Origin of the sequence: Enterococcus sp. AZ126 (genome assembly GCF_051714545.1) — a bacterium.
Classification (GTDB): domain Bacteria; phylum Bacillota; class Bacilli; order Lactobacillales; family Enterococcaceae; genus Enterococcus_L.
On the sequence record NZ_JBIOSB010000001.1, the window covers coordinates 1,847,334 to 1,867,431 of the forward strand.

The following is a 20,098-nucleotide window of genomic DNA, read 5'->3' on the forward strand; positions in this document are numbered from 1 at the left end:
CCTCAAAATTAACGTCTAGTTTTCTTATCGTCGGCTCCGTGGCCACGATAAGTTCTAGTTGGTGCAAATTCACCTAATTTATGACCTACCATATCTTCTTGGATGTATACAGGAACGTGTTTACGTCCATCATATACAGCAATTGTAAACCCAACAAATTGTGGGAAAATTGTAGAACGGCGAGACCAAGTTCTAATTACTTTTTTCTTTTCAGCACCTTCTTGAGCTTCTACTTTTTTCATTAGATGCTCATCGACGAAAGGTCCTTTTTTCAAACTACGACCCATGGTGAACCTCCTCTCAAAATGTACGACACATGGTCAAAAAAATTATTTAGTACGACGACGAACGATAAGTTTGTCTGATTTAGCTTTTTTATTACGAGTTTTCAAGCCGATAGCCGGTTGGCCCCAAGGTGATACTGGCGCTTTACGTCCAATCGGTTGTTTACCTTCACCACCACCGTGTGGGTGATCGTTCGGGTTCATTACACTACCACGTACAGTTGGGCGTTTACGCATCCAACGAGAGCGGCCTGCTTTACCAATGTTGATTAATTCGTGTTGTTCATTACCAACAGCACCGACAGTTGCACGGCAAGTTGCTAAGATCATACGAACTTCACCAGAGTTCAAACGGATTAATACGTATTTGCCTTCTTTACCAAGTACTTGAGCACTTGTTCCAGCAGAACGGATTAATTGACCGCCTTTACCAGGTTTCATTTCAATGTTGTGGACAACAGTACCTACTGGAATATTTTCCAATGGCAATGCATTCCCAATTTTAATATCTGATTCAGTACCGGAAACAAGGCGCATGCCTACTTCCAATCCTTTTGGTGCTAAAATGTATGCTTTAACTCCATCTTCGTAATGTACTAACGCGATGTTAGCAGAACGATTTGGATCATACTCGATAGTTTTGACAACCGCTACAACGTTATCTTTATTACGTTTGAAGTCGATCATACGGTATTGGCGTTTGTGACCGCCACCTTGATGACGAACAGTAATACGACCATTGTTGTTACGACCGGCATGGTTTTTTAATGGCGCCAACAACGTTTTTTCCGGTGTTGATGTCGTGATTTCAGCGAAATCAGATGCTGTCATATTACGACGGCCATTTGTGGTAGGTTTGTACTTTTTAATCGCCACGTCTTTTTCCCTCCCATTTAATAGTTAAACATGGTCTGCTTATTCAGCAGCATCGAAAATTTGAATTTCTTTTGAATCGTCAGTTAATGTCACAACAGCTTTGCGACGTTTTTTTGTGTAACCAGCATGTTTGCCCATACGTTTAAATTTAGGGCGCACGTTAATGATGTTTACGTTTTTAACTTTAACATCAAATGCTGCTACAACAGCTTGTTTTACTAAAGTTTTATTGGCGCGAGTGTCCACTTCGAAAGTGTATTTCTTTTCGTCCATAGCAAGCATGGATTTTTCAGTGATCACTGGGCGTTTGATTACGTCTAGTAAGTTCATTATGCAAGCACCTCCTCAATTTGAGTAAGAGCAGTTTGTGTTGCCAATACTTTAGTATTAGAAACGATATCTAAAACACTTACGTTATCAGAAGTTACTACAGAAACGTTTGGTAGATTACGTGCAGACAATGCTGCAAAATCATTTCCTGTTTCTAAAACAACTAATACTTTCGCATCAATAGATAAGTTTGTAAGAACTTGTTTAAATTCTTTTGTTTTTGGTGCATCAAAGCCTAACGCTTCAACAGCAACCAAGTTGTTTTCAGCAACTTTATCTGACAATACAGATTTCATTGCTAAACGACGAACTTTTTTAGGAAGTTTGTAGCTGTAAGAACGTGGTGTTGGTCCGAAGACTACGCCACCTCCACGCCATTGTGGTGAACGAATTGAACCTTGACGAGCACGACCAGTTCCTTTTTGACGCCATGGTTTACGGCCACCGCCACGAACTTCTCCGCGATGTTTTACTGAGTGTGTACCTTGTCTTAATGAAGCACGTTGCATGATGATTGCATCGTAGACAACTGTTTCATTTGGTTCGATTCCGAAAATCTCTTCGTTTAAAGTGATTTCACCATTTTGAGTTCCATCTTGTTTAAATAATGCTACATTCGGCATTCCTTAGTTCCTCCTTTCCCTACGCTTATTTAGCTTTCACAGCTGATTTGATTGTGATTAATGATTTTTTCGCTCCAGGAATGTTCCCTTTGATCATGATTACATTTCTTTCAGCGTCCACTTTAACAATTTCAAGATTTTGAATTGTTACGCGGTTACCACCCATACGGCCGGCAAGTTTTTTATTTTTAAATACACGGTTTGGCGCTACTGGACCCATTGACCCAGGACGACGGTGGTAACGAGATCCGTGACTCATTGGTCCGCGGCTTTGTCCGTGACGTTTGATAACGCCTTGGAATCCTTTACCTTTCGAAGTTCCTGTAACATCAATAATGTCTCCTGCTTGGAAAACATCTACCTTAATTTCTGTACCTACTTCATATTCTCCCAGCTCAACATTTTTGAATTCCTTAATGAAGCGCTTAGGAGCCGTGTTTGCTTTTGCAACATGACCTTTCGCAGGTTTGTTCGCTAATACTTCACGTTTGTCTTGGTAACCGATTTGGATAGCTTCGTATCCATCAGTCGCAACAGTTTTTACTTGTAAAACTACGTTTGGCGTAGCTTCAACTACTGTTACTGGAATTAATTCACCAGACTCAGTAAAGATTTGTGTCATTCCCACTTTTTTCCCTAAGATTCCTTTGGTCATGAGTACACCTCCATTGTCTTGATTTTATAGTTTGATCTCAATATTCACACCAGATGGTAAGTCAAGCTTCATTAAAGCATCAACTGTTTTTGGTGTTGGGTTCACAATGTCGATTAGACGTTTGTGCGTACGCATTTCGAATTGTTCGCGTGAATCTTTGTATTTATGAGTCGCACGAATAACTGTGTAAAGCGAGCGTTCTGTTGGTAATGGAATTGGTCCTGACACGTCAGCTCCAGTTCTTTTTGCTGTTTCCACAATTTTATCCGCTGATTGATCTAAAATACGGTGTTCATACGCTTTTAAACGGATACGAATTTTTTGTTTTGCCATCTTGTTCCCTCCTTCGCCTATTTTGAAAGTAGACATAGCTCCACGAAAATTTTTCCGTCACACTCGTTCGTGGCAAAGCGCCCGGGCGTGTCGCAACCTCTCGTTTCCTAGCCGGTAGATCAAAAGCTTGATTTACCAATGCTTTTACACTTCTGTAAATAGCACCTTTGTAATTATATTACAGAAACATAGTAATAGCAAGGTTTTTTTCGTAAGAATCACATTTTTTTTAATTGCCTTTCTTAAAAAGATATTTTAAAGGCTACACTTTTTTTCCTACCTCCTCAATCATTCGACGTTCAAAAATAATTTTCTACTATTTTTACATTAAACACTTTTATATCTTAATTAGTGAATAGAACTCCTTTTAAAACTGCCTAGGTATACTTTTTATCGTCACTCAAAAAAACACCCCGACTCTCTTTGATACTATGTCATCAAAACCTAGTACAAAAGAAAATTCAAGGTGTCTCTCTCATATAATAATAGATTAAAACTGTCTATTTTAATCCATTATTTTCAATAACTTGGCGATACCAAGCAAAAGAATCTTTTTTATAGCGCTGCATTGTACCATTTCCTGCATTATCACGATCTACATAAATCATTCCATAGCGCTTTTTCATTTCGCCAGTTGTAAATGAAACTAAATCAATAATTCCCCAAGGCGTATAACCTAAAAGTTCTACACCATCATAATCAACTGCTTTTTCTAACGCTTCAATATGTTTGCTTAAATACTCAATTCTAGTTTCGTCATGAACTTTCCCATTTTCCAACTCGTCAATAGCGCCAAATCCATTTTCTACGATAAACAGAGGTACTTGATAACGATCATATAAACGGTTCAATGTAACGCGTAGTCCTTCCGGATCAATCGCCCAGCCCCAATCAGTTGATTGGATATGCGGGTTATCAACACCATTAGCCAGGCCACCGTTAACGATGTTATTGTCGATATCATTTTTAGCGTCCGCTTTTACTACTGTCGACATATAGTAGCTAAATCCAACATAATCGACTGTTCCAGCTTTCAAAACGGCTAAATCTTCTAAACGTATGTCTATATTATACCCTTCTCGTTCGAACTCTTTTAATGCGTAGTTTGGATATTTCCCGCGAACATGTACATCAGCAAAGAAAAACCTTTGACGATTCGCTTCTTCAGCTGCCATAATATCGGCTGGATCACATGAATAAGGATAGATAGGCACGTGAGAAACCATACAGCCAATTTGAAACGCTGGATTAATTTCTTTCCCGATCATCACAGCTTTAGCACTGGCAACCAGTTCGTTGTGAGCGACTTGATACATCACTTCTTTAGCATTTTCGCCTTCTTCAACCAAAACACCTGAATTCGTCCATAAGAAAATTGGATTATTAACATCCATTTGATTATTGATTTCGTTAAAAGTCATCCAGTATTTCACTTTGTCTCGGTACCGTTCAAACACTACTTTGGCAAACTTAGCAAAAAAATCAATCACTTGACGATTGCGAAAACCACCGTATTCACGCGCTAAATGTAAAGGCATTTCAAAATGGGATAGTGTGATGACTGGCTCAATACCATTTTTCAACAATTCATCAAAAACATCATCATAAAATTCCAATCCCTCTTCATTCGGTTCAGCTTCATCACCTTTAGGGAAAATTCGCGTCCACGCAATCGAGGTGCGTAAGCACTTCAAACCCATTTCTGCAAATAACGTAATATCTTTCTTATATTCATGATAAAAATCAATTGCAACTTGATTTGGATAAAATTTATCCGCTTCAATTGTTGCCGTAATCTCCCTTGCAACACCATGTTCTCCTGCAGTCATTACATCAATTACGCTTGGGCCTTTACCACCAGCATTCCAACCACCTTCAAATTGATGGGCAGCTAAAGCTCCACCCCATAAAAAATCTTTTTGTACCATTTTCTTATTCCTCCAATCGTTTAAGTCTGTTTAGTTAAAGTTTAAAATTATATCGTTTCGTTCTACATGTGTCTTTTCTGTGATTAACATGTCTTTCAATTCATTACTATTCGGTACTACAACAATCGTTGTCGCTACATATCCTGCAGCTTGAATTTTTTCACTGTCAAAGCTTAACAACGGCTCTCCGGCTTGAACTTCTTGATCCTGTTTCACAAAATAGTGAAAGCCTTCACCATGCATATTCACTGTATCCAACCCAACATGAATCAATAATTCTACTCCGTCCTTAGATGTTAAGCCCACAGCATGTTTTGAATCAAAAACAGCGCTAACCGTTCCCGAAAATGGTGCATAAACGTTATTATCGCTTGGTTCAATGGCAACTCCATTGCCCATAACACCGCTAGCAAACACTTCATCTTGCACTTGACTCAACGGTACAATGTCCCCTGCTAATGGTGCTAAAATAGGATTTTTTGGTCCATCTACTGTCATCAGAGGTTCTCCAGTCGCTAGTTCTTGGGTCAACTCTTGATCATCTGCTCTTGTTTCACCAGTACCAAAAAACTGAGCTAGGACAACTGGTCCTACTAATGCAATCAATGAACCCACTACAATCCCGATAAACGAACTTGGATTATCCTTACTAATCGCATTAACGGTTGTTAAGACACCCGGTAACCCTGCATAAGCATAGTAGTACGGGTTAAAGAAACTAGCTACAATGGCTCCGATACCACCAGAAATACAACCATAAATAAACGGTTTTTTCAAACGTAAAGTGACACCGTAAATAGCTGGCTCAGTAATGCCAAAAATCCCAGTAATGAAAGCTGATAAAGAAACACCTTTCATTTCTTTATTACGTGTTTTTAAGAAAACAGCTAAAGCAGCTCCGACTTGCGCAATCACAGCAATCGTTTGAAATGCTTGGAAAGAGTCACGACCATATAAATCAAAGTTAGCTAAAACCATCGGCGTAACACCCCAATGAACTCCAAAAATCACAATGACTTGCCAGATACTCCCAATAATTCCAGCTGCTAAAAACGGCACATTTTCCGCTAAGAAGTTATAGCCATTCGCAATCGCTGTTGCCGCACCTGATGATATCGGTCCGATGATCAAAATAGTTAAAGGCACCATAATGACTAGACAGATCAACGGTACAAACAACGAGCGAACAACACTTGGAATTCTTTTTTCAATAAAATGCTCCAAATAAGATAAGAGCCAGACCAAAATTAGTGGTGGTAACACTGAAGACGTATAAACTGTTTCAGATAAAGGAATGTTAAAAAAAGTAATTGCTTGACCTGAAGCAATCGTACCTGCCATCTCAGCCCAAGTCGGCGAAACTAATGCGGCACAACAGGCAATGGCTATATACATATTTGACTTAAAATGGCGAGAAGCTGTCACTGCAATAAAAATAGGTAAAAAGGTAAATGGAGCCCAAGAGATAAAACTAAATACTTGATACGTACCTGTTTCTGCAAACATTGGAAAGGCCAAATTCACTAAAATCAAAATACCTTGTAAAATTCCTGCTGCCGCTAAAACATAAATGAACGGGGCAAAAACTGCTGACATTGTCGCAACAAGACGATTTAAAATGGAGCCTTTCGGCGCATCATCACTTGATAGGTTTTCCATCTCACCTAGCTTAATAAACGCATCGTAAACTTCTCCAACATGAGTACCGATTACAATTTGCATTTGACCACCAGACTCAACCGCAGTAATTACACCTGTTAATTGAGATAATTGCTCTTTCATCTCAGGTGTACTCGCTTTCAATACAAGTCGAAGACGTGTAGCACAACGAGTAACATTCACAACATTATCCGCTTTTACGATAGTCAAAATATCACTTGCTAATTTTGAATAATCCCTGATTTTTCCGCTCAATATAAAAACTCCCTTTTTATATATTATACATTTACATTTTTTATTGTATGGGTATAATATAATTGTAACCGAACAATTTGTCAATACATTTTTTATTTACAAATATTCTTTTACTGATACACTTAACTAGAAAAGCTTTTAAAATTGACTGATTTATTGAAATTAGAAAATTTTGATTGGAGGAACTTATGCTGAAATATCAAGAAGTCGCACAACAAATTGAAATTAAAATCCAAACTGAAAATCTTCCTCAAGGGACAAAATTACCCAGTGTCAGTGAATTAATCACTGAATATCAGGTTAGCAAAAATACGATTTTACAAACATTAAGAGTGTTAGAATCACGTAGCGTCATTTATCAAGTTCAAGGTAGCGGTATTTTCGTGCGCCGAAGAAAGCGCAAAGGCTATATCACTTTGTTAGAAAATCAAGGATTTTCAGGAGATTTGACCTATTTTGATGTGGTCTCAAAAGTAATTAACGTGACAATTGTCAAAGCAACGGAAGAGGTGGCAAATAATTTGCATTGCGCGCTTGATGACGATGTGTATCTAGTAAAGCGCGTTCAATCGATTCGTGGGCAAATATTGTGTGTAGAAGAATCTTATTACAAAATGAGTATCGTCACTTTTTTGAATGAATCGATTGCAGAGGGCTCGATATTCCACTATTTAGAAAAAGGTTTAAATATTCATATAGGCTTTTCTGATAAATATTTAAGTGTGCATAAAACAAAGGGGGAAATTTCCCAGTATTTAGAACTACCAGAAGATTCCCCCATGCTATTAGTCGAAGAAATATATTATACAAATACTGGCGATCCGTTTGATTTCGCCAAAAATTACTATCATTATGAACATTCTCAATTCTTCGTACAAGGATAAGTGAACAGAATATCTCTCAAGATTTTACGAATCATTCCACAGTAAGATCCTAATCCAAAAAATGTAAAAAACTCTTAAATCCTCCTAACATTTAAAACAGCAAAAAAGTCGAAGGGAAATCCCTTCGACTTACGTCCGAGTACGCCGATGTTTTACGTCGGTTTTATTGCTTTATATTAAATCGTTAAATTTAAATTATTTAGTGATTTCAGAAACAACGCCTGAACCAACAGTACGTCCGCCTTCACGAATAGAGAAACGAGTTCCGTCTTCGATAGCGATTGGGTGGATTAATTCAACGTCCATTGCAACGTTATCACCAGGCATTACCATTTCAGTACCTTCTGGTAATTCAACTACACCAGTTACGTCAGTTGTACGGAAGTAGAACTGAGGACGGTAGTTAGTGAAGAATGGAGTGTGACGTCCGCCTTCTTCTTTTGATAAAACATAAACTTCAGCTTTAAATTTTGTGTGTGGAGTGATTGAAGCAGGTTTTGCCAATACTTGTCCACGTTCGATATCTTCACGGGCTACACCACGTAATAAAGCACCGATGTTATCGCCAGCTTCAGCGTAGTCTAACAATTTACGGAACATTTCAACACCAGTAACTGTTGTTTTAGCAGTATCTTCTTTAATACCAACGATTTCGATTTCGTCACCAACGCGAACTTCTCCACGTTCAACACGGCCTGTAGCAACAGTACCACGTCCAGTGATTGAGAATACGTCTTCGACTGGCATCATGAATGGTTTGTCAGTATCACGAGTTGGAGTTGGGATATACTCATCAACTGCAGTCATTAATTCCATGATTTTTTCTTCATATGAAGAGTCGCCTTCTAGAGCTTTCAAAGCAGAACCAGCGATAACAGGAGTGTCGTCACCTGGGAAATCGTATTCTGATAATAGATCACGAACTTCCATTTCTACTAATTCTAATAATTCTTCGTCATCTACCATATCCATTTTGTTTAAGAAAACAACGATGTATGGTACACCAACGTTACGTGATAACAAGATGTGTTCACGAGTTTGAGGCATAGGACCATCAGCAGCTGATACTACTAAGATAGCTCCATCCATTTGTGCAGCACCAGTGATCATGTTTTTAACGTAATCCGCGTGTCCTGGGCAATCCACGTGGGCATAGTGACGAACATCAGTTTCATATTCGATGTGAGAAGTGTTGATTGTGATACCACGTTCTTTTTCTTCTGGAGCGTTATCGATATCAGCGTATGATGCAGCATCTCCGCCACCGTGTTTAGCTAACACAGTTGCAATTGCAGCAGTTAATGTAGTTTTACCATGGTCAACGTGTCCAATAGTACCAATGTTTACATGGGGTTTAGAACGGTCAAATTTTTCTTTAGCCATTTTAAATGTTCCTCCTAAAATATATGAATTTTATTTTATTTGATAGATAGTTTACTACTACCTGATCATCTTTAATTAGTTTAACCGAAATCGTTAGAAAATCCTAGTCATAAATAAGTAAAGACCTATTTCTTAACTATTATGCGTTGTTTCCGCCATTTTTCTTGATGATTTCTTCTTGTACAGATTTTGGTACGTCTTCATAGTGGTCAAAGACCATCATAAATGTACCGCGACCTTGTGTTGCTGAACGTAACGTTGTAGCATAACCGAACATTTCAGCTAGAGGTATCATCGCATTAACGATTTGTGAGTTACCGTGTGCTTCCATACCTTCAACACGTCCACGACGACTTGTAACGTGTCCCATGATATCACCTAAGTAATCTTCTGGTACAGTAATCGTTACTTTCATCATCGGTTCTAAGATAACTGGATTAGCTTTCTTAGAAGCCGCACGTAGTGCCATAGAAGCAGCTACACGGAAGGCTGTTTCATTTGAATCGACATCATGGTATGAACCATCGTAAAGTTTTGCTTTGATATCAACTAATGGATATCCAGCAAGAACACCGTTGTTCATAGATTCTGCCAAGCCTTTTTCGACTGCAGGGATGTATTCACGAGGAACCACACCACCAACGATGGCATTTTCAAATTCAAATCCTTTACCCTCTTCGTTTGGCGTAAATTCAACCCAGACATGTCCGTATTGACCTTTACCACCAGACTGACGTACAAACTTACCTTCTGCCTGAGTTAAAGGCGCACGGAAAGTTTCACGGTATGATACTTGTGGCGCACCAACGTTAGCTTCAACCTTGAACTCACGTCTCATACGGTCTACTAATACGTCTAAGTGCAATTCGCCCATACCAGAGATAACTGTTTCACCAGTTTCAACGTTTGTTTCAACGCGGAATGATGGATCTTCTTCTGCAAGTTTTTGCAAAGCGATCCCCATTTTATCTTGGTCGGCTTTTGATTTAGGTTCAACAGCTACTTGGATAACCGGTTCTGGGAACTCGATTGATTCAAGAATAACTGGCGCATCCATCGCACATAAAGTATCACCAGTTGTTGTATCTTTCAATCCAACAGCGGCAGCGATATCGCCTGAAAAGACTTTATCAATTTCTTTACGTGTGTTCGCATGCATTTGTAAAATACGACCGATACGTTCTTTTTTGTCTTTAGAAGCGTTCAATACATATGAACCACTTTCAAGGACACCAGAATAAACACGGAAGAATGTTAGACGACCTACGAATGGGTCAGTCATAACTTTAAAAGCTAATGAAGCAAAAGGTGCTTCGTCATCTGCAGGACGAGTAGTTTCTTCGTCTGTTTTAACGTCGATCCCTTTGATTGCTTCGATATCAAGTGGTGATGGTAAGTAATCAAGTACTGCATCAAGCATTATTTGAACACCTTTATTTTTAAAGGCAGACCCACACATTACTGGGAAGAATTCAACGTTGATCGTTGCTTGGCGGATACCCGCTTTTAATTCTTCAATAGTAATTTCTTCACCGTCAAGATATTTCATCATTAGGTCTTCATCAGTTTCAGCAACAGCTTCAACTAATTTTTCACGCCATTCAATTGCTTGTTCCATATATTCTTCTGGAATTTCAGTTTCTTGAATGTCTGTACCTAAGTCATTTGTATAGATTTCAGCTTTCATCGTAATTAAATCGATGATCCCTGTAAAGTTATCTTCTGAACCAATTGGCAATTGGATTGGATGAGCATTTGCCTGTAAACGATCATGTAATGAGTTTACAGAGTATAAGAAATCCGCACCGATTTTATCCATTTTATTACAGAAAACAATACGTGGAACTTTATAATCAGTTGCTTGACGCCAAACTGTTTCAGTCTGAGGTTCTACACCTGATTGTGAGTCAAGAACGGTTACAGCACCATCCAATACACGTAGCGAACGTTGAACTTCAATTGTGAAATCCACGTGTCCTGGTGTATCGATGATATTTACACGGTACCCTTTCCACTCTGCAGTTGTTGCAGCAGATGTGATAGTAATACCACGTTCTTGTTCTTGTTCCATCCAGTCCATTTGTGATGCACCTTCGTGCGTTTCACCAATTTTGTGGATTTTACCAGTATAGTATAAAATACGCTCTGTTGTTGTTGTTTTACCTGCATCAACGTGCGCCATAATACCGATATTACGAGTGTTTTCTAACGAAAATTCTCTTGGCATTCTAGGTTTCTCCTCTCTTTATTTAAATCGATTGTAAAGTGACTGTCTGCAGTAAAGTTAATTTACATACAAAGAGGATCTTACCAACGATAGTGTGCAAACGCACGGTTAGCGTCCGCCATTTTGTGTGTGTCTTCACGTTTTTTAACAGAAGCACCAGTGTTATTGGCAGCATCCATGATTTCTTTCGCTAGACGTTGTTCCATTGTATGTTCACCGCGTAGGCGAGCATAATTAACAACCCAACGTAACCCTAAAGTTGTACGACGTTCTGGACGAACTTCAACTGGTACTTGATAGTTAGAACCCCCAACACGGCGAGCTTTTACTTCTAGTACAGGCATAACGTTTTTCATTGCTTGCTCGAAAACTTCCAATGGATCATTACCTGTAGATTCTTTGATGATATCAAATGAATTATAGATGATATTAGCAGCAATCCCGCGTTTCCCATCAACCATTACACGGTTGATCAAGCGAGTTACTAATTTTGAGTTATAAATTGGATCTGGTAAAACATCGCGTTTTGTAACAGGACCTTTACGTGGCATCCGTAACTCCTCCTTCCGAAAATTCTTTATTATATAAGACCTTAGTGATTGTCAAATTATTTAGCAGCTTTAGGCATTTTAGTACCATATTTAGAGCGGCTTTGTTTACGATCTGTAACACCGGCTGTATCAAGCGCACCACGTACGATATGATAACGTACCCCTGGTAAATCTTTTACACGTCCACCGCGTAATAGTACCACGCTATGTTCTTGTAAGTTGTGACCGATCCCTGGGATATAAGCTGTTACTTCGATTAGGTTAGACAAACGAACACGGGCATATTTACGTAAAGCCGAGTTAGGTTTTTTAGGTGTCATTGTTCCCACACGAGTACAAACCCCACGCTTTTGTGGTGAGTTTACGTTCGTTTGAGATTTCTTAAAACTATTATATCCTTTGTTCAACGCTGGTGAATTAGATTTCTCCACCTTTGATTTACGAGGTTTACGTACTAATTGATTAATTGTAGGCATTCCTTGTTTCCTCCTTCCTCATTTCGCATCTAGTTCCACACATCCAGGTGGTTCTTTTTTAGCGATAAAAAATAATGCAATCTCTGCACTCATTATCAAATATGCTTCGATAGACAGTCAGCACGTCTCCAACGAGAGACCTGTAGATAAAGCACCTTTGCTAGGATAGCATGATAATACGGGTATGTCAACAACTTGCAAGCTTTTTTCTAGTAAAAAGTAATTTTTTTTGCATTTTTCTTTTTGTTACACTTTATTATAGTAGAAAAACAGCTATTTCCTATATCCTTCTATCTTTTTTTTTCGTTTAAAGGTACAATATCTTTGATTATTTGAAAGGGGTAAAAAAACGAATGAATCTTAAACAGATGGCCGGAATCGAAGCTGCAAAATATGTAAAAGATGGTATGATCGTAGGGCTTGGTACAGGATCTACTGCAAAATTTATGGTGGATGAAATTGGACGACGTGTGAAAGAAGAAGGATTATCTATCGTTGGTGTAACAACCTCAAAAGAAACTGAGCGACAAGCACTTGCGTTAGGGATCCCATTAAAAAGCATCGACGAAGTTTCACACGTCGATTTAACGATTGATGGTGCCGATGAAATCAGCGAAGATTTTCAAGGGATCAAAGGTGGCGGTGCTGCTTTATTATTTGAAAAAATCGTCGCAACGTATTCAAAAAAATGTATTTGGATCGTTGATGAATCTAAGTTGGTTAAAAAACTTGGTAAATTTCCCTTACCTGTGGAAGTTATTCCTTATGGCAGTCAGCAACTCGTTCGTTTGTTTGAAGAAAAAGACTATGCGCCTGTTTTACGTACAACTTCTACTGGAGAGATTTTAGTGACTGATGGCGGTCATTACATCATTGATCTTCATTTAGAAGAAATAACGGACCCGATCGCTTTAGGGGCCTACTTAGATCAATTAGTCGGTGTCGTTGAACATGGATTATTCCTCACTATCGTTTCAACGGTTATCGTCGGTGGAGAAACGGGACCTAAAACCATTCATGTTCCGAAATAACCTATCATTGGAAATAGATTTGAAAAAAAAGAATAACATTAAAAAAAGATAACAAATTACCTATCATTTTGTTCGTTTGTATGCTACATTTTTAGTATCCTATTTTAATTTTTTTACTAGAAAGGACGAACAATGAAAACAATTGGTTATGCACGCACAACTATTACTGACAACGATTTAGATGCTCAAATCAAAATCTTATCTGATTTTGGTTGCGACAAAGTTTATCAAGAATCATTTGACGTCACAACTGACAAACACATCATCTCTGAACTTGAGATCGTCTTAAACAGTTTAGAAGCAGGTGACACTTTGGTCATTTGCCGCTTAAACCGCCTAGGTCGTTCCACACGTCAACTAACGGAGTTGACACAAAAGTTCAAAGAGGTAGGGATTCATTTAGTCAGTTTATATGAAGAGATCGATACTCGACATCCAATGGGCGAAATTTATTTCAAGTTAATGAACGGACTCGCAACGATGGAGTGCGACCTTATTAAAGAACGCACCTTGGTTGGTCTGAACAATGCCCGAAAAAAAGGTAAAATAGGTGGTCGCCCAAAAATAGACAAACGAACAGTCATAAAAATCCGACACTTATACCATGAACAGAAAGAAACAATCCAGTTTATTTCTTCAAAATGCAATGTTTCTGTCGGCACTTGTTATAAATATATCAATTTACCTGAAGCGGATGTTGCTAATTTTTCTTAAAAGTAATGTCATTATACTTAAATATTTTTTACAAGAATACGGCATTTTAACTTCCCTCTTCTCATTTGTTTTGGTTTACTTAACTCAAATTAGCTGTTGTTGCCAGTTCTTTTTACTAATTTACAATGGAAATCTATTTTAAAACGGTGTACAATAGAACAGGAAATGAAAGTTTCAGAAACTACAACTCAAAGGAGAGCTATACATGCCAAAATTAGTATTTTCTCGTCATGGACTTAGTGAATGGAATGCATTGAATCAATTTACCGGTTGGGCTGACGTAGATTTAGCACCACAAGGTGTTGAAGAAGCGATTGAAGGCGGCCGCAAAATCAAAGAAGCTGGAATTGAATTTGATGTAGCGTATACTTCTGTATTAACTCGCGCCATCAAAACATGTAACTTACTTTTAGAAAACTCAGATCAACTATGGGTTCCGCAAATCAAATCTTGGCGCTTAAACGAACGTCATTATGGTAAATTACAAGGTTTAAACAAAAAAGAAACTGCTGAAAAATACGGAGATGACCAAGTACACATTTGGCGTCGTTCTTACGATACTTTACCTCCATTGATGGAAGCAACTGATGAAGGTTCTGCAGCAAATGATCGTCGTTATGCAATGTTAGATCAACGCGATATCCCAGGCGGAGAAAACTTAAAAGTTACTCTAGAACGTGCATTGCCATTTTGGCAAGACGAAATCGCACCTGCATTGCTAGACAACAAGACAGTCTTAGTAGCCGCTCACGGTAACTCTTTACGTGCGTTAGCTAAACATATCGAAGGTATTTCAGATGAAGATATCATGGATCTTGAAATTCCAACAGGTCAACCACTTGTTTATGAATTGAACGATGACCTGACTGTAGCTAAAAAATACTACTTATAAAAATAAGTAGAATCATTTACTTACTCTTCATGTTTAACTTGAAGAAAAAATTTTAAAAAACGATCGACCTATAAGCAATCTCCTCTCAAATATGATAGGAATCTGCTTATAAGTCGATTGTTTTTTATTCTATTCAACTTGGGGTTTACGTATCAGTCATACGAAATTTTACGGTATAGAATAAAAACCGAACGTTTCAAATGTTCCTAGTTACTTTTGACATATATCAAAAATAGATTTTGGCACACGAATATATACCAGTAATGACCATATCAAAAAGTATCCTTTTTAGGAATTAGTTAATACCTAACTTTTTCTGTTTTTTCAACTTCATCCGCTATTGAGGATTTTTCTAATACTTCTATATACCGTTCGATATATAATTGTGGTATAATACATATGAAAAAAGAGATATGCGCTAACATACCTCTCTTTTGCAGAACCAGACGGTAGCTCAAATTTAATTAATCATTTGAAATGATCGCTTAACTGGCTAAAGTTAATGAGCGGTCATTTCTTTTTGTCGTTTTTAAGCATATCTACAATCAATTTAATCAAAGCAATGGTAAACCTACCAAAACTTAGAATCAATTGAATTGTTTCTAATGCTGACAAAAGGCTTCTCCTTTCATTAGATTCAGTACATACAATCATATGCACCACCTCCCAAAGAGCGCCACCGTCATAACTTTTCTACATTGATTAGTATATCATACTTAGGTTTATTTCTTTCACTTTTCTTAGTACCTTTTTAGTAAAAATCGGCACTTTCTATTCATCCTCTTTAGGAAACTTATATCTTTTGAGCTGATTCATTTCAATTCTCAAAGTCATTCTACTAATCCTTTTCCGAATCTTTTTTTCTTGATTTTCTCTTACTATCAAAAGTTCCTACAACTCCTATTGTTAATCCTATTGCAATTCCTAAAGTGAAATTATTGAAAATAATACCAAAAGCTACACCTATACAAATACCTATTGATATAGAATCATTATTCTCTTTATTCATTTTTCCTCCTATCGATCCTTTTTGGAAATAAATACTTAATTTTCTTAAAATAGTTTCTTATTCAAATGCTCTAGAATATCTTATAGTTCCATTTATATTATTTAATGAATTACTTCGCAGTGGCTTAATCATAAACACTTCATCTAGAACATCAAATGGTGGTTTAATATTATACTTACTGGCAGGAATATAACCAAACCTAGTATAATAACTAGGGTGCCCTAAAATACTGATAAATTTATAGTTCAATTTTTCTGCTCTATTCTCTAACTCTTGTAATATCTTCTTCCCAACACCCTTACCTTGATAATCTGTTGCAACTCCCAAAGGGGCTAAAACTAATCCCTTAAATTTTTGATTATCATTTACAATGTTTACTTCGCTTAGTAATCCATGACCAATTATTTTTTCATTCTCAGTAGCAATAATTTCTAATTCATCGTTATAACAATCGCTAACTCGAATTTTATCAACTAATTCTGCTTCATGCCCATAACCATTTTCTGTATTTGTAAATGATTCTTTTATAAGTTCTGATATTTCTTTGTAATCCTTACTCGTAACTTTTCTAATCTTCATGACTGTAGCTCTCCTTTTATCTTTTTTCAGTGCTTATTGATTCACTTTTTTCTGTTCATATATGTTTTTCCGATTTTGGATCTAATCTAATGTATTCAGCTATCGATCCTTTTTGGGATCTCCCACTAATCTTGGCTAATTGATTCCTTAAATTTGAATTTGCCCTCTGAATACTCAAACTTTAAAATACAACAGTTAGTAAATTTAATTGTTTTAATTTGCTCTTGAGATAACCATTTCTGAATAAATCGATACATAGAGCCTCCATGACTAACACATAGAATATTATGATGATATTCCTTTTCCATAACCTCAACAAGAGTAGCATTCATTCTATTTTGTACTTCTTCACTTGATTCTCCACCGTAATCTACAAAAAAGTCCCCATATGAGGTCTCGCCTGCTTTTATTTTTGGATTTAATTCTTCACTTTCACTCTCAAATAAACCGAAGTTCCATTCTTTGACTCCTTTTAATCGCATAACGCTTTTGTAGTCACATACTATTTCTGCAGTATCAACGGCTCTTTCCTGTGTTGACGAATACACATGATCAAAAATTATATCATGATCTAAAAAGTAATCTCTAACAAGTTGAGCTTGATTTATTCCTTGCTCGGTTAAAGGTGAATCACATGCTCCTTGAATTTTGCCTCGTAAATTAAATAGTGTTTGTCCATGTCTCATTAAATATAGTGTTTTCATACTCCTTACACCTATCCTTCATTTTAAGTTTGCATTTTTTAGTTCTATTACTAATCCTTTTTGGATCTCATGCATGCAGCTATCGATTATTTTTGACAGTAGCATTTCAATTGATAGATTTAGTGTCCATTCTCATCCCAATCTGAGAATGAATCAAAGTTATGATCAGGATCAACTGCATCCCAACCAGCTTGTCCTAAATTATCCGCACAACTTGAGCAATAGTAACCATTGAATCCCTCATTATCAGAATTTAGTTCATCTTCTTGGATTTCACGTTCACACTCCAAACAATAGTATACTTTCTTATTTTTTCCTTTTTCTTGAAAAACATATTTAAAGCACTCCTTCATTTATTTTCTTTAAAAATTCTATCCTTTTTAAAATTGACAACGCGGCATCATTCATTTAACATTAAAATAAAGATAAATCTTTGCTCTACCTAAAACGAGCGTTTTCGATAATTTGCATAATTAATGATTCAATGAATATGAAATACTGGTATTACTGGAAGTTGTCCTAGTTTTGGGTTAGCTTTTTTATTTTGCCAAAAACGTCCGTTTTAGGTAATCACTAGATTACTTGTTCAAGATAATCCCTCAGTTTAAAAGTTGAAATGATCTTAGAATCACTCTACGCTTAACGTAGATTTACGGTATATAGATTTAGTTATAAGTTTTGGTATTTTCTTCGTCTTTTTTCTCTGTAAAGAGACGCTTCACTTACTCCAGTTTTACGTGAGACATTTTTCGTGGTATCTTTCTTCAGCAATTCCATTGCTAGATCCAATTGATCCTTGCTGAATTTTTTTGGCCGTCCTTCTCGAAAATCAGGATTTAATTTAGCAATCGCCTTACCTTCTTGTGTACGTTCTACAATCATATCTCGTTCAAATTCTGCAAATGCCGAAAAAATTGTAAATGTCAGTCTTCCAGTTGGTGTGTTCTCGATTATACCCATATTCAAAATGTGCACTTTGATTCCTCTTTTAAAAAGATTTTGAACAGTTTCCAATCCCTGAACAGTTGATCGAGCAAAACGATCTAATTTTGTGACAACTAACGTATCACCTTCAGATAATTCTTTAAGCAGCATTTGAAATTCTTTTCGATTGATTTTTGTTCCTGTGAATTTTTCAGTGTAGATTTTTTCGCAACCAGCTTTTTTTAAAGCAGCAATTTGAGATTCTAAATCTTGACCCCAAGTACTCACTCTTGCATAACCAAAAATCACAGTTTTTTGCCCCATTTCTTACCTTATTTATGATAGTAAGATATGACAGTCTTACAAGCCTTATTTTACCACACCGCACAAACACTATCAATACTTTTTAAGTTTTGATAGTGTTTATCTTTTATAAAAAAGTGTGAGCTATTGGTTAAAAATAATTTCTACGAGTTAACTTAATACGTATTTTACAAAAAATAGCTCTCAAAGGTTGTTGCTTTCACTTGCAACCTTTGAGAGCACTTTACTATTTACTTGACTATAATTTGGACAATTTGTTCTACTTCATTACCATCTGAGTCAGTAACAGAATAAACAACTTTATATTTTCCTTTTTTTGTAACTACATTACTATCATTTCTAGGAACAGCATCTTCTTTTATCGTAACATTACCCGATAAATCCTCATCCTCTGCATCCCATGCATCCGCATAAATTAACGGATCAAAGGGTCTTCCAACTAATGCTTTTAGAGTGTCACCCATCAAAAACACAGGTTGCCATTTTAAAGGCAAGGTATATTCAACACTAGGCTTTATATAATTTGTGTAATCAGGAGTTGCTACTGATTCGACATTTAGAACCAAACTTTCAGTTCCATAATCAATATCTTCTGCATTCCATGTGACACTATTATCTAAATCTGTTACACCATTTTCACTTACTTTTGTTATTGCCATTTTATTTACTTTATCCATAAAATCTGTACTTGTATTTTCTATTACTAATGGATCTTTCCCAACTGTAACTGCCGGACGCTCAATCGTTTGTTTCTGATATTCTATATCACGCCATATAGCATTTTTATGAGGCATTTTTGTCAGTTTATTGAAATCATCTAAATGATTTCCAGGTAACTTCAACGAGCCCATTTTCGGTGATGAATCAAATTTAGCCAAAGCGTCAAACGCGGAATTATTTAGATTTAAATTATGCATATACAATATCCATAAGTTAGGTAACTTTGTATCTATTAAAGGTGAAATATCGGTAATATTATGATTATTATAAAATTGTAGATTGTTCAATTTATGATTTTCCCAACCTCTGAAAGGCTCTAAACTTTCTACCTCATTGTCATAAAAGTGAAATGCTTGATTATTATGCATATACTTGATTCCTTCAATACTCTTTACATGAGAACCGCCTATATTAATATAGGTTATACTATCTAACTCGGTTTGCGTAACAAGGTCTGTCGGTTGTTTTTTTAATTGTTTTGCAATATAGTCTGCGAAGTTTGGATCAGGAAAAACTTGGTTTATTGGTGTTGGACAATTCAAATTTTCAAATGCTTCAACAGATTCACTAAACCCAACTAATAAAAAAACTGAAAACAAGACACTTATGAAACTAGCAAATACTTTTTTCTTCATTTTTATCCACTCCTTTTACTAAATTATTTTACATAATTAATATATCACATAAAAATTAAATTATCAATCTAAAGAAAAATAAACAAGAACTTAAAGAAAATC

The 20,098-nt window shown here is 36.6% G+C and carries 23 protein-coding genes; 4 read left to right on the plus strand and 19 right to left on the minus strand.

Features of this window, described 5'->3' with window-relative positions; all coding sequences use genetic code 11:
• Positions 1 to 8: 8 nt before the first annotated feature.
• The 8 genes from rpsS to IGI43_RS08885 form a co-directional block, all read right to left on the minus strand.
• The gene (gene rpsS, locus IGI43_RS08850; RefSeq protein WP_438757431.1) at positions 9 to 287 is read right to left on the minus strand and encodes a 30S ribosomal protein S19; all 279 of its coding nucleotides are present in this window, start codon (positions 285 to 287) and stop codon (positions 9 to 11) included.
• A gap of 42 nt (positions 288 to 329) precedes the next feature.
• Positions 330 to 1,160, minus strand: coding sequence for a 50S ribosomal protein L2 (gene rplB / locus IGI43_RS08855; RefSeq protein ID WP_438757432.1), 831 nt, complete (start codon positions 1,158 to 1,160; stop codon positions 330 to 332).
• A 39-nt stretch (positions 1,161 to 1,199) separates the two neighbouring features.
• Positions 1,200 to 1,490, minus strand: a complete 291-nt coding sequence (rplW, locus tag IGI43_RS08860; protein WP_010761688.1) for a 50S ribosomal protein L23 — start codon at positions 1,488 to 1,490, stop codon at positions 1,200 to 1,202.
• Positions 1,490 to 2,113: a 50S ribosomal protein L4 gene (gene rplD / locus IGI43_RS08865; protein WP_010761689.1), complete on the minus strand. Its 624-nt coding sequence runs from the start codon at positions 2,111 to 2,113 to the stop codon at positions 1,490 to 1,492. The genes rplW and rplD overlap by 1 nt, the downstream gene beginning before the upstream one ends.
• Before the next feature lie 25 nt (positions 2,114 to 2,138).
• Positions 2,139 to 2,768 (minus strand): 50S ribosomal protein L3, encoded by a 630-nt coding sequence (rplC, locus tag IGI43_RS08870; protein ID WP_438757433.1) that lies wholly within the window; start codon positions 2,766 to 2,768, stop codon positions 2,139 to 2,141.
• Positions 2,769 to 2,792: 24 nt separating this feature from the next.
• The gene (gene rpsJ, locus IGI43_RS08875; protein WP_002389727.1) at positions 2,793 to 3,101 is read right to left on the minus strand and encodes a 30S ribosomal protein S10; all 309 of its coding nucleotides are present in this window, start codon (positions 3,099 to 3,101) and stop codon (positions 2,793 to 2,795) included.
• A gap of 500 nt (positions 3,102 to 3,601) precedes the next feature.
• The gene (locus IGI43_RS08880; RefSeq protein ID WP_438757434.1) at positions 3,602 to 5,029 is read right to left on the minus strand and encodes a 6-phospho-beta-glucosidase; all 1,428 of its coding nucleotides are present in this window, start codon (positions 5,027 to 5,029) and stop codon (positions 3,602 to 3,604) included.
• A gap of 30 nt (positions 5,030 to 5,059) precedes the next feature.
• On the minus strand, positions 5,060 to 6,943 hold the full coding sequence (locus tag IGI43_RS08885) for a beta-glucoside-specific PTS transporter subunit IIABC (protein ID WP_438757435.1): 1,884 nt from the start codon (positions 6,941 to 6,943) through the stop codon (positions 5,060 to 5,062).
• 188 nt (positions 6,944 to 7,131) lie between these two features.
• Between IGI43_RS08885 and IGI43_RS08890 the strand changes: the two genes are divergently transcribed.
• Positions 7,132 to 7,827: a GntR family transcriptional regulator gene (locus tag IGI43_RS08890; RefSeq protein ID WP_438757436.1), complete on the plus strand. Its 696-nt coding sequence runs from the start codon at positions 7,132 to 7,134 to the stop codon at positions 7,825 to 7,827.
• 195 nt (positions 7,828 to 8,022) lie between these two features.
• Here the strand turns inward: IGI43_RS08890 and tuf are convergent, their stop codons facing one another.
• The 4 genes from tuf to rpsL form a co-directional block, all read right to left on the minus strand.
• A complete protein-coding gene (gene tuf, locus IGI43_RS08895) occupies positions 8,023 to 9,210 on the minus strand; it encodes an elongation factor Tu (RefSeq protein ID WP_438757437.1) in 1,188 nt (395 codons plus the stop codon).
• A 139-nt stretch (positions 9,211 to 9,349) separates the two neighbouring features.
• The gene (gene fusA / locus IGI43_RS08900) at positions 9,350 to 11,437 is read right to left on the minus strand and encodes an elongation factor G (RefSeq protein ID WP_438757438.1); all 2,088 of its coding nucleotides are present in this window, start codon (positions 11,435 to 11,437) and stop codon (positions 9,350 to 9,352) included.
• Between the two features lie 80 nt (positions 11,438 to 11,517).
• A complete protein-coding gene (rpsG, locus tag IGI43_RS08905; protein ID WP_010761695.1) occupies positions 11,518 to 11,988 on the minus strand; it encodes a 30S ribosomal protein S7 in 471 nt (156 codons plus the stop codon).
• A gap of 56 nt (positions 11,989 to 12,044) precedes the next feature.
• Positions 12,045 to 12,464 carry a 30S ribosomal protein S12 gene (gene rpsL, locus IGI43_RS08910; protein WP_010761696.1) on the minus strand — a complete coding sequence of 140 codons (420 nt, stop codon included), beginning with the start codon at positions 12,462 to 12,464 and terminating at the stop codon, positions 12,045 to 12,047.
• Between the two features lie 353 nt (positions 12,465 to 12,817).
• Between rpsL and rpiA the strand changes: the two genes are divergently transcribed.
• The 3 genes from rpiA (at position 12,818) to gpmA (ending at position 15,101) form a co-directional block, all read left to right on the plus strand.
• Positions 12,818 to 13,495 carry a ribose-5-phosphate isomerase RpiA gene (gene rpiA / locus IGI43_RS08915; RefSeq protein WP_438757440.1) on the plus strand — a complete coding sequence of 226 codons (678 nt, stop codon included), beginning with the start codon at positions 12,818 to 12,820 and terminating at the stop codon, positions 13,493 to 13,495.
• A gap of 132 nt (positions 13,496 to 13,627) precedes the next feature.
• The gene (locus tag IGI43_RS08920) at positions 13,628 to 14,209 is read left to right on the plus strand and encodes a recombinase family protein (protein WP_438757442.1); all 582 of its coding nucleotides are present in this window, start codon (positions 13,628 to 13,630) and stop codon (positions 14,207 to 14,209) included.
• 205 nt (positions 14,210 to 14,414) lie between these two features.
• Positions 14,415 to 15,101 carry a 2,3-diphosphoglycerate-dependent phosphoglycerate mutase gene (gpmA, locus tag IGI43_RS08925; RefSeq protein WP_025869861.1) on the plus strand — a complete coding sequence of 229 codons (687 nt, stop codon included), beginning with the start codon at positions 14,415 to 14,417 and terminating at the stop codon, positions 15,099 to 15,101.
• A gap of 510 nt (positions 15,102 to 15,611) precedes the next feature.
• Here gpmA and pepG1 read toward each other — a convergent pair.
• The 7 genes from pepG1 to IGI43_RS08960 all read right to left on the minus strand — a co-directional run bounded on the left by pepG1 (position 15,612) and on the right by IGI43_RS08960 (position 19,996).
• A complete protein-coding gene (gene pepG1, locus IGI43_RS08930) occupies positions 15,612 to 15,755 on the minus strand; it encodes a type I toxin-antitoxin system toxin PepG1 (protein ID WP_438757443.1) in 144 nt (47 codons plus the stop codon).
• 184 nt (positions 15,756 to 15,939) lie between these two features.
• Positions 15,940 to 16,110 (minus strand): hypothetical protein, encoded by a 171-nt coding sequence (locus IGI43_RS08935; protein ID WP_438757444.1) that lies wholly within the window; start codon positions 16,108 to 16,110, stop codon positions 15,940 to 15,942.
• A 57-nt stretch (positions 16,111 to 16,167) separates the two neighbouring features.
• Complete coding sequence (locus IGI43_RS08940; RefSeq protein ID WP_438757445.1) at positions 16,168 to 16,689, minus strand: GNAT family N-acetyltransferase; 522 nt, start codon at positions 16,687 to 16,689, stop codon at positions 16,168 to 16,170.
• 125 nt (positions 16,690 to 16,814) lie between these two features.
• Positions 16,815 to 17,393 carry a histidine phosphatase family protein gene (locus tag IGI43_RS08945; protein ID WP_438757446.1) on the minus strand — a complete coding sequence of 193 codons (579 nt, stop codon included), beginning with the start codon at positions 17,391 to 17,393 and terminating at the stop codon, positions 16,815 to 16,817.
• A gap of 119 nt (positions 17,394 to 17,512) precedes the next feature.
• Complete coding sequence (locus tag IGI43_RS08950; protein ID WP_438757447.1) at positions 17,513 to 17,683, minus strand: hypothetical protein; 171 nt, start codon at positions 17,681 to 17,683, stop codon at positions 17,513 to 17,515.
• A 379-nt stretch (positions 17,684 to 18,062) separates the two neighbouring features.
• Positions 18,063 to 18,626 (minus strand): recombinase family protein, encoded by a 564-nt coding sequence (locus IGI43_RS08955; RefSeq protein ID WP_438758837.1) that lies wholly within the window; start codon positions 18,624 to 18,626, stop codon positions 18,063 to 18,065.
• A 245-nt stretch (positions 18,627 to 18,871) separates the two neighbouring features.
• Positions 18,872 to 19,996 carry an internalin N-terminal domain-containing protein gene (locus IGI43_RS08960; RefSeq protein ID WP_438757448.1) on the minus strand — a complete coding sequence of 375 codons (1,125 nt, stop codon included), beginning with the start codon at positions 19,994 to 19,996 and terminating at the stop codon, positions 18,872 to 18,874.
• Between the last annotated feature and the right edge of the window lie 102 nt (positions 19,997 to 20,098).

Excerpts from the sequence above, each read along its gene's own strand:
- IGI43_RS08945 (WP_438757446.1), bottom strand. The coding sequence starts at position 17,393 with ATGAAAACACTATATTTAATGAGACATGGACAAACACTATTTAATTTA.
- IGI43_RS08940 (WP_438757445.1), bottom strand. The coding sequence starts at position 16,689 with ATGAAGATTAGAAAAGTTACGAGTAAGGATTACAAAGAAATATCAGAA.
- pepG1 (WP_438757443.1), bottom strand. The coding sequence starts at position 15,755 with ATGATTGTATGTACTGAATCTAATGAAAGGAGAAGCCTTTTGTCAGCA.
- tuf (WP_438757437.1), bottom strand. The coding sequence starts at position 9,210 with ATGGCTAAAGAAAAATTTGACCGTTCTAAACCCCATGTAAACATTGGT.
- IGI43_RS08920 (WP_438757442.1), top strand. The coding sequence starts at position 13,628 with ATGAAAACAATTGGTTATGCACGCACAACTATTACTGACAACGATTTA.
- gpmA (WP_025869861.1), top strand. The coding sequence starts at position 14,415 with ATGCCAAAATTAGTATTTTCTCGTCATGGACTTAGTGAATGGAATGCA.
- rpsJ (WP_002389727.1), bottom strand. The coding sequence starts at position 3,101 with ATGGCAAAACAAAAAATTCGTATCCGTTTAAAAGCGTATGAACACCGT.
- fusA (WP_438757438.1), bottom strand. The coding sequence starts at position 11,437 with ATGCCAAGAGAATTTTCGTTAGAAAACACTCGTAATATCGGTATTATG.
- rpiA (WP_438757440.1), top strand. The coding sequence starts at position 12,818 with ATGAATCTTAAACAGATGGCCGGAATCGAAGCTGCAAAATATGTAAAA.
- IGI43_RS08880 (WP_438757434.1), bottom strand. The coding sequence starts at position 5,029 with ATGGTACAAAAAGATTTTTTATGGGGTGGAGCTTTAGCTGCCCATCAA.
- rplW (WP_010761688.1), bottom strand. The coding sequence starts at position 1,490 with ATGAACTTACTAGACGTAATCAAACGCCCAGTGATCACTGAAAAATCC.
- rplD (WP_010761689.1), bottom strand. The coding sequence starts at position 2,113 with ATGCCGAATGTAGCATTATTTAAACAAGATGGAACTCAAAATGGTGAA.
- rpsL (WP_010761696.1), bottom strand. The coding sequence starts at position 12,464 with ATGCCTACAATTAATCAATTAGTACGTAAACCTCGTAAATCAAAGGTG.
- rpsG (WP_010761695.1), bottom strand. The coding sequence starts at position 11,988 with ATGCCACGTAAAGGTCCTGTTACAAAACGCGATGTTTTACCAGATCCA.
- rpsS (WP_438757431.1), bottom strand. The coding sequence starts at position 287 with ATGGGTCGTAGTTTGAAAAAAGGACCTTTCGTCGATGAGCATCTAATG.
- IGI43_RS08890 (WP_438757436.1), top strand. The coding sequence starts at position 7,132 with ATGCTGAAATATCAAGAAGTCGCACAACAAATTGAAATTAAAATCCAA.
- IGI43_RS08960 (WP_438757448.1), bottom strand. The coding sequence starts at position 19,996 with ATGAAGAAAAAAGTATTTGCTAGTTTCATAAGTGTCTTGTTTTCAGTT.
- IGI43_RS08935 (WP_438757444.1), bottom strand. The coding sequence starts at position 16,110 with ATGAATAAAGAGAATAATGATTCTATATCAATAGGTATTTGTATAGGT.
- rplC (WP_438757433.1), bottom strand. The coding sequence starts at position 2,768 with ATGACCAAAGGAATCTTAGGGAAAAAAGTGGGAATGACACAAATCTTT.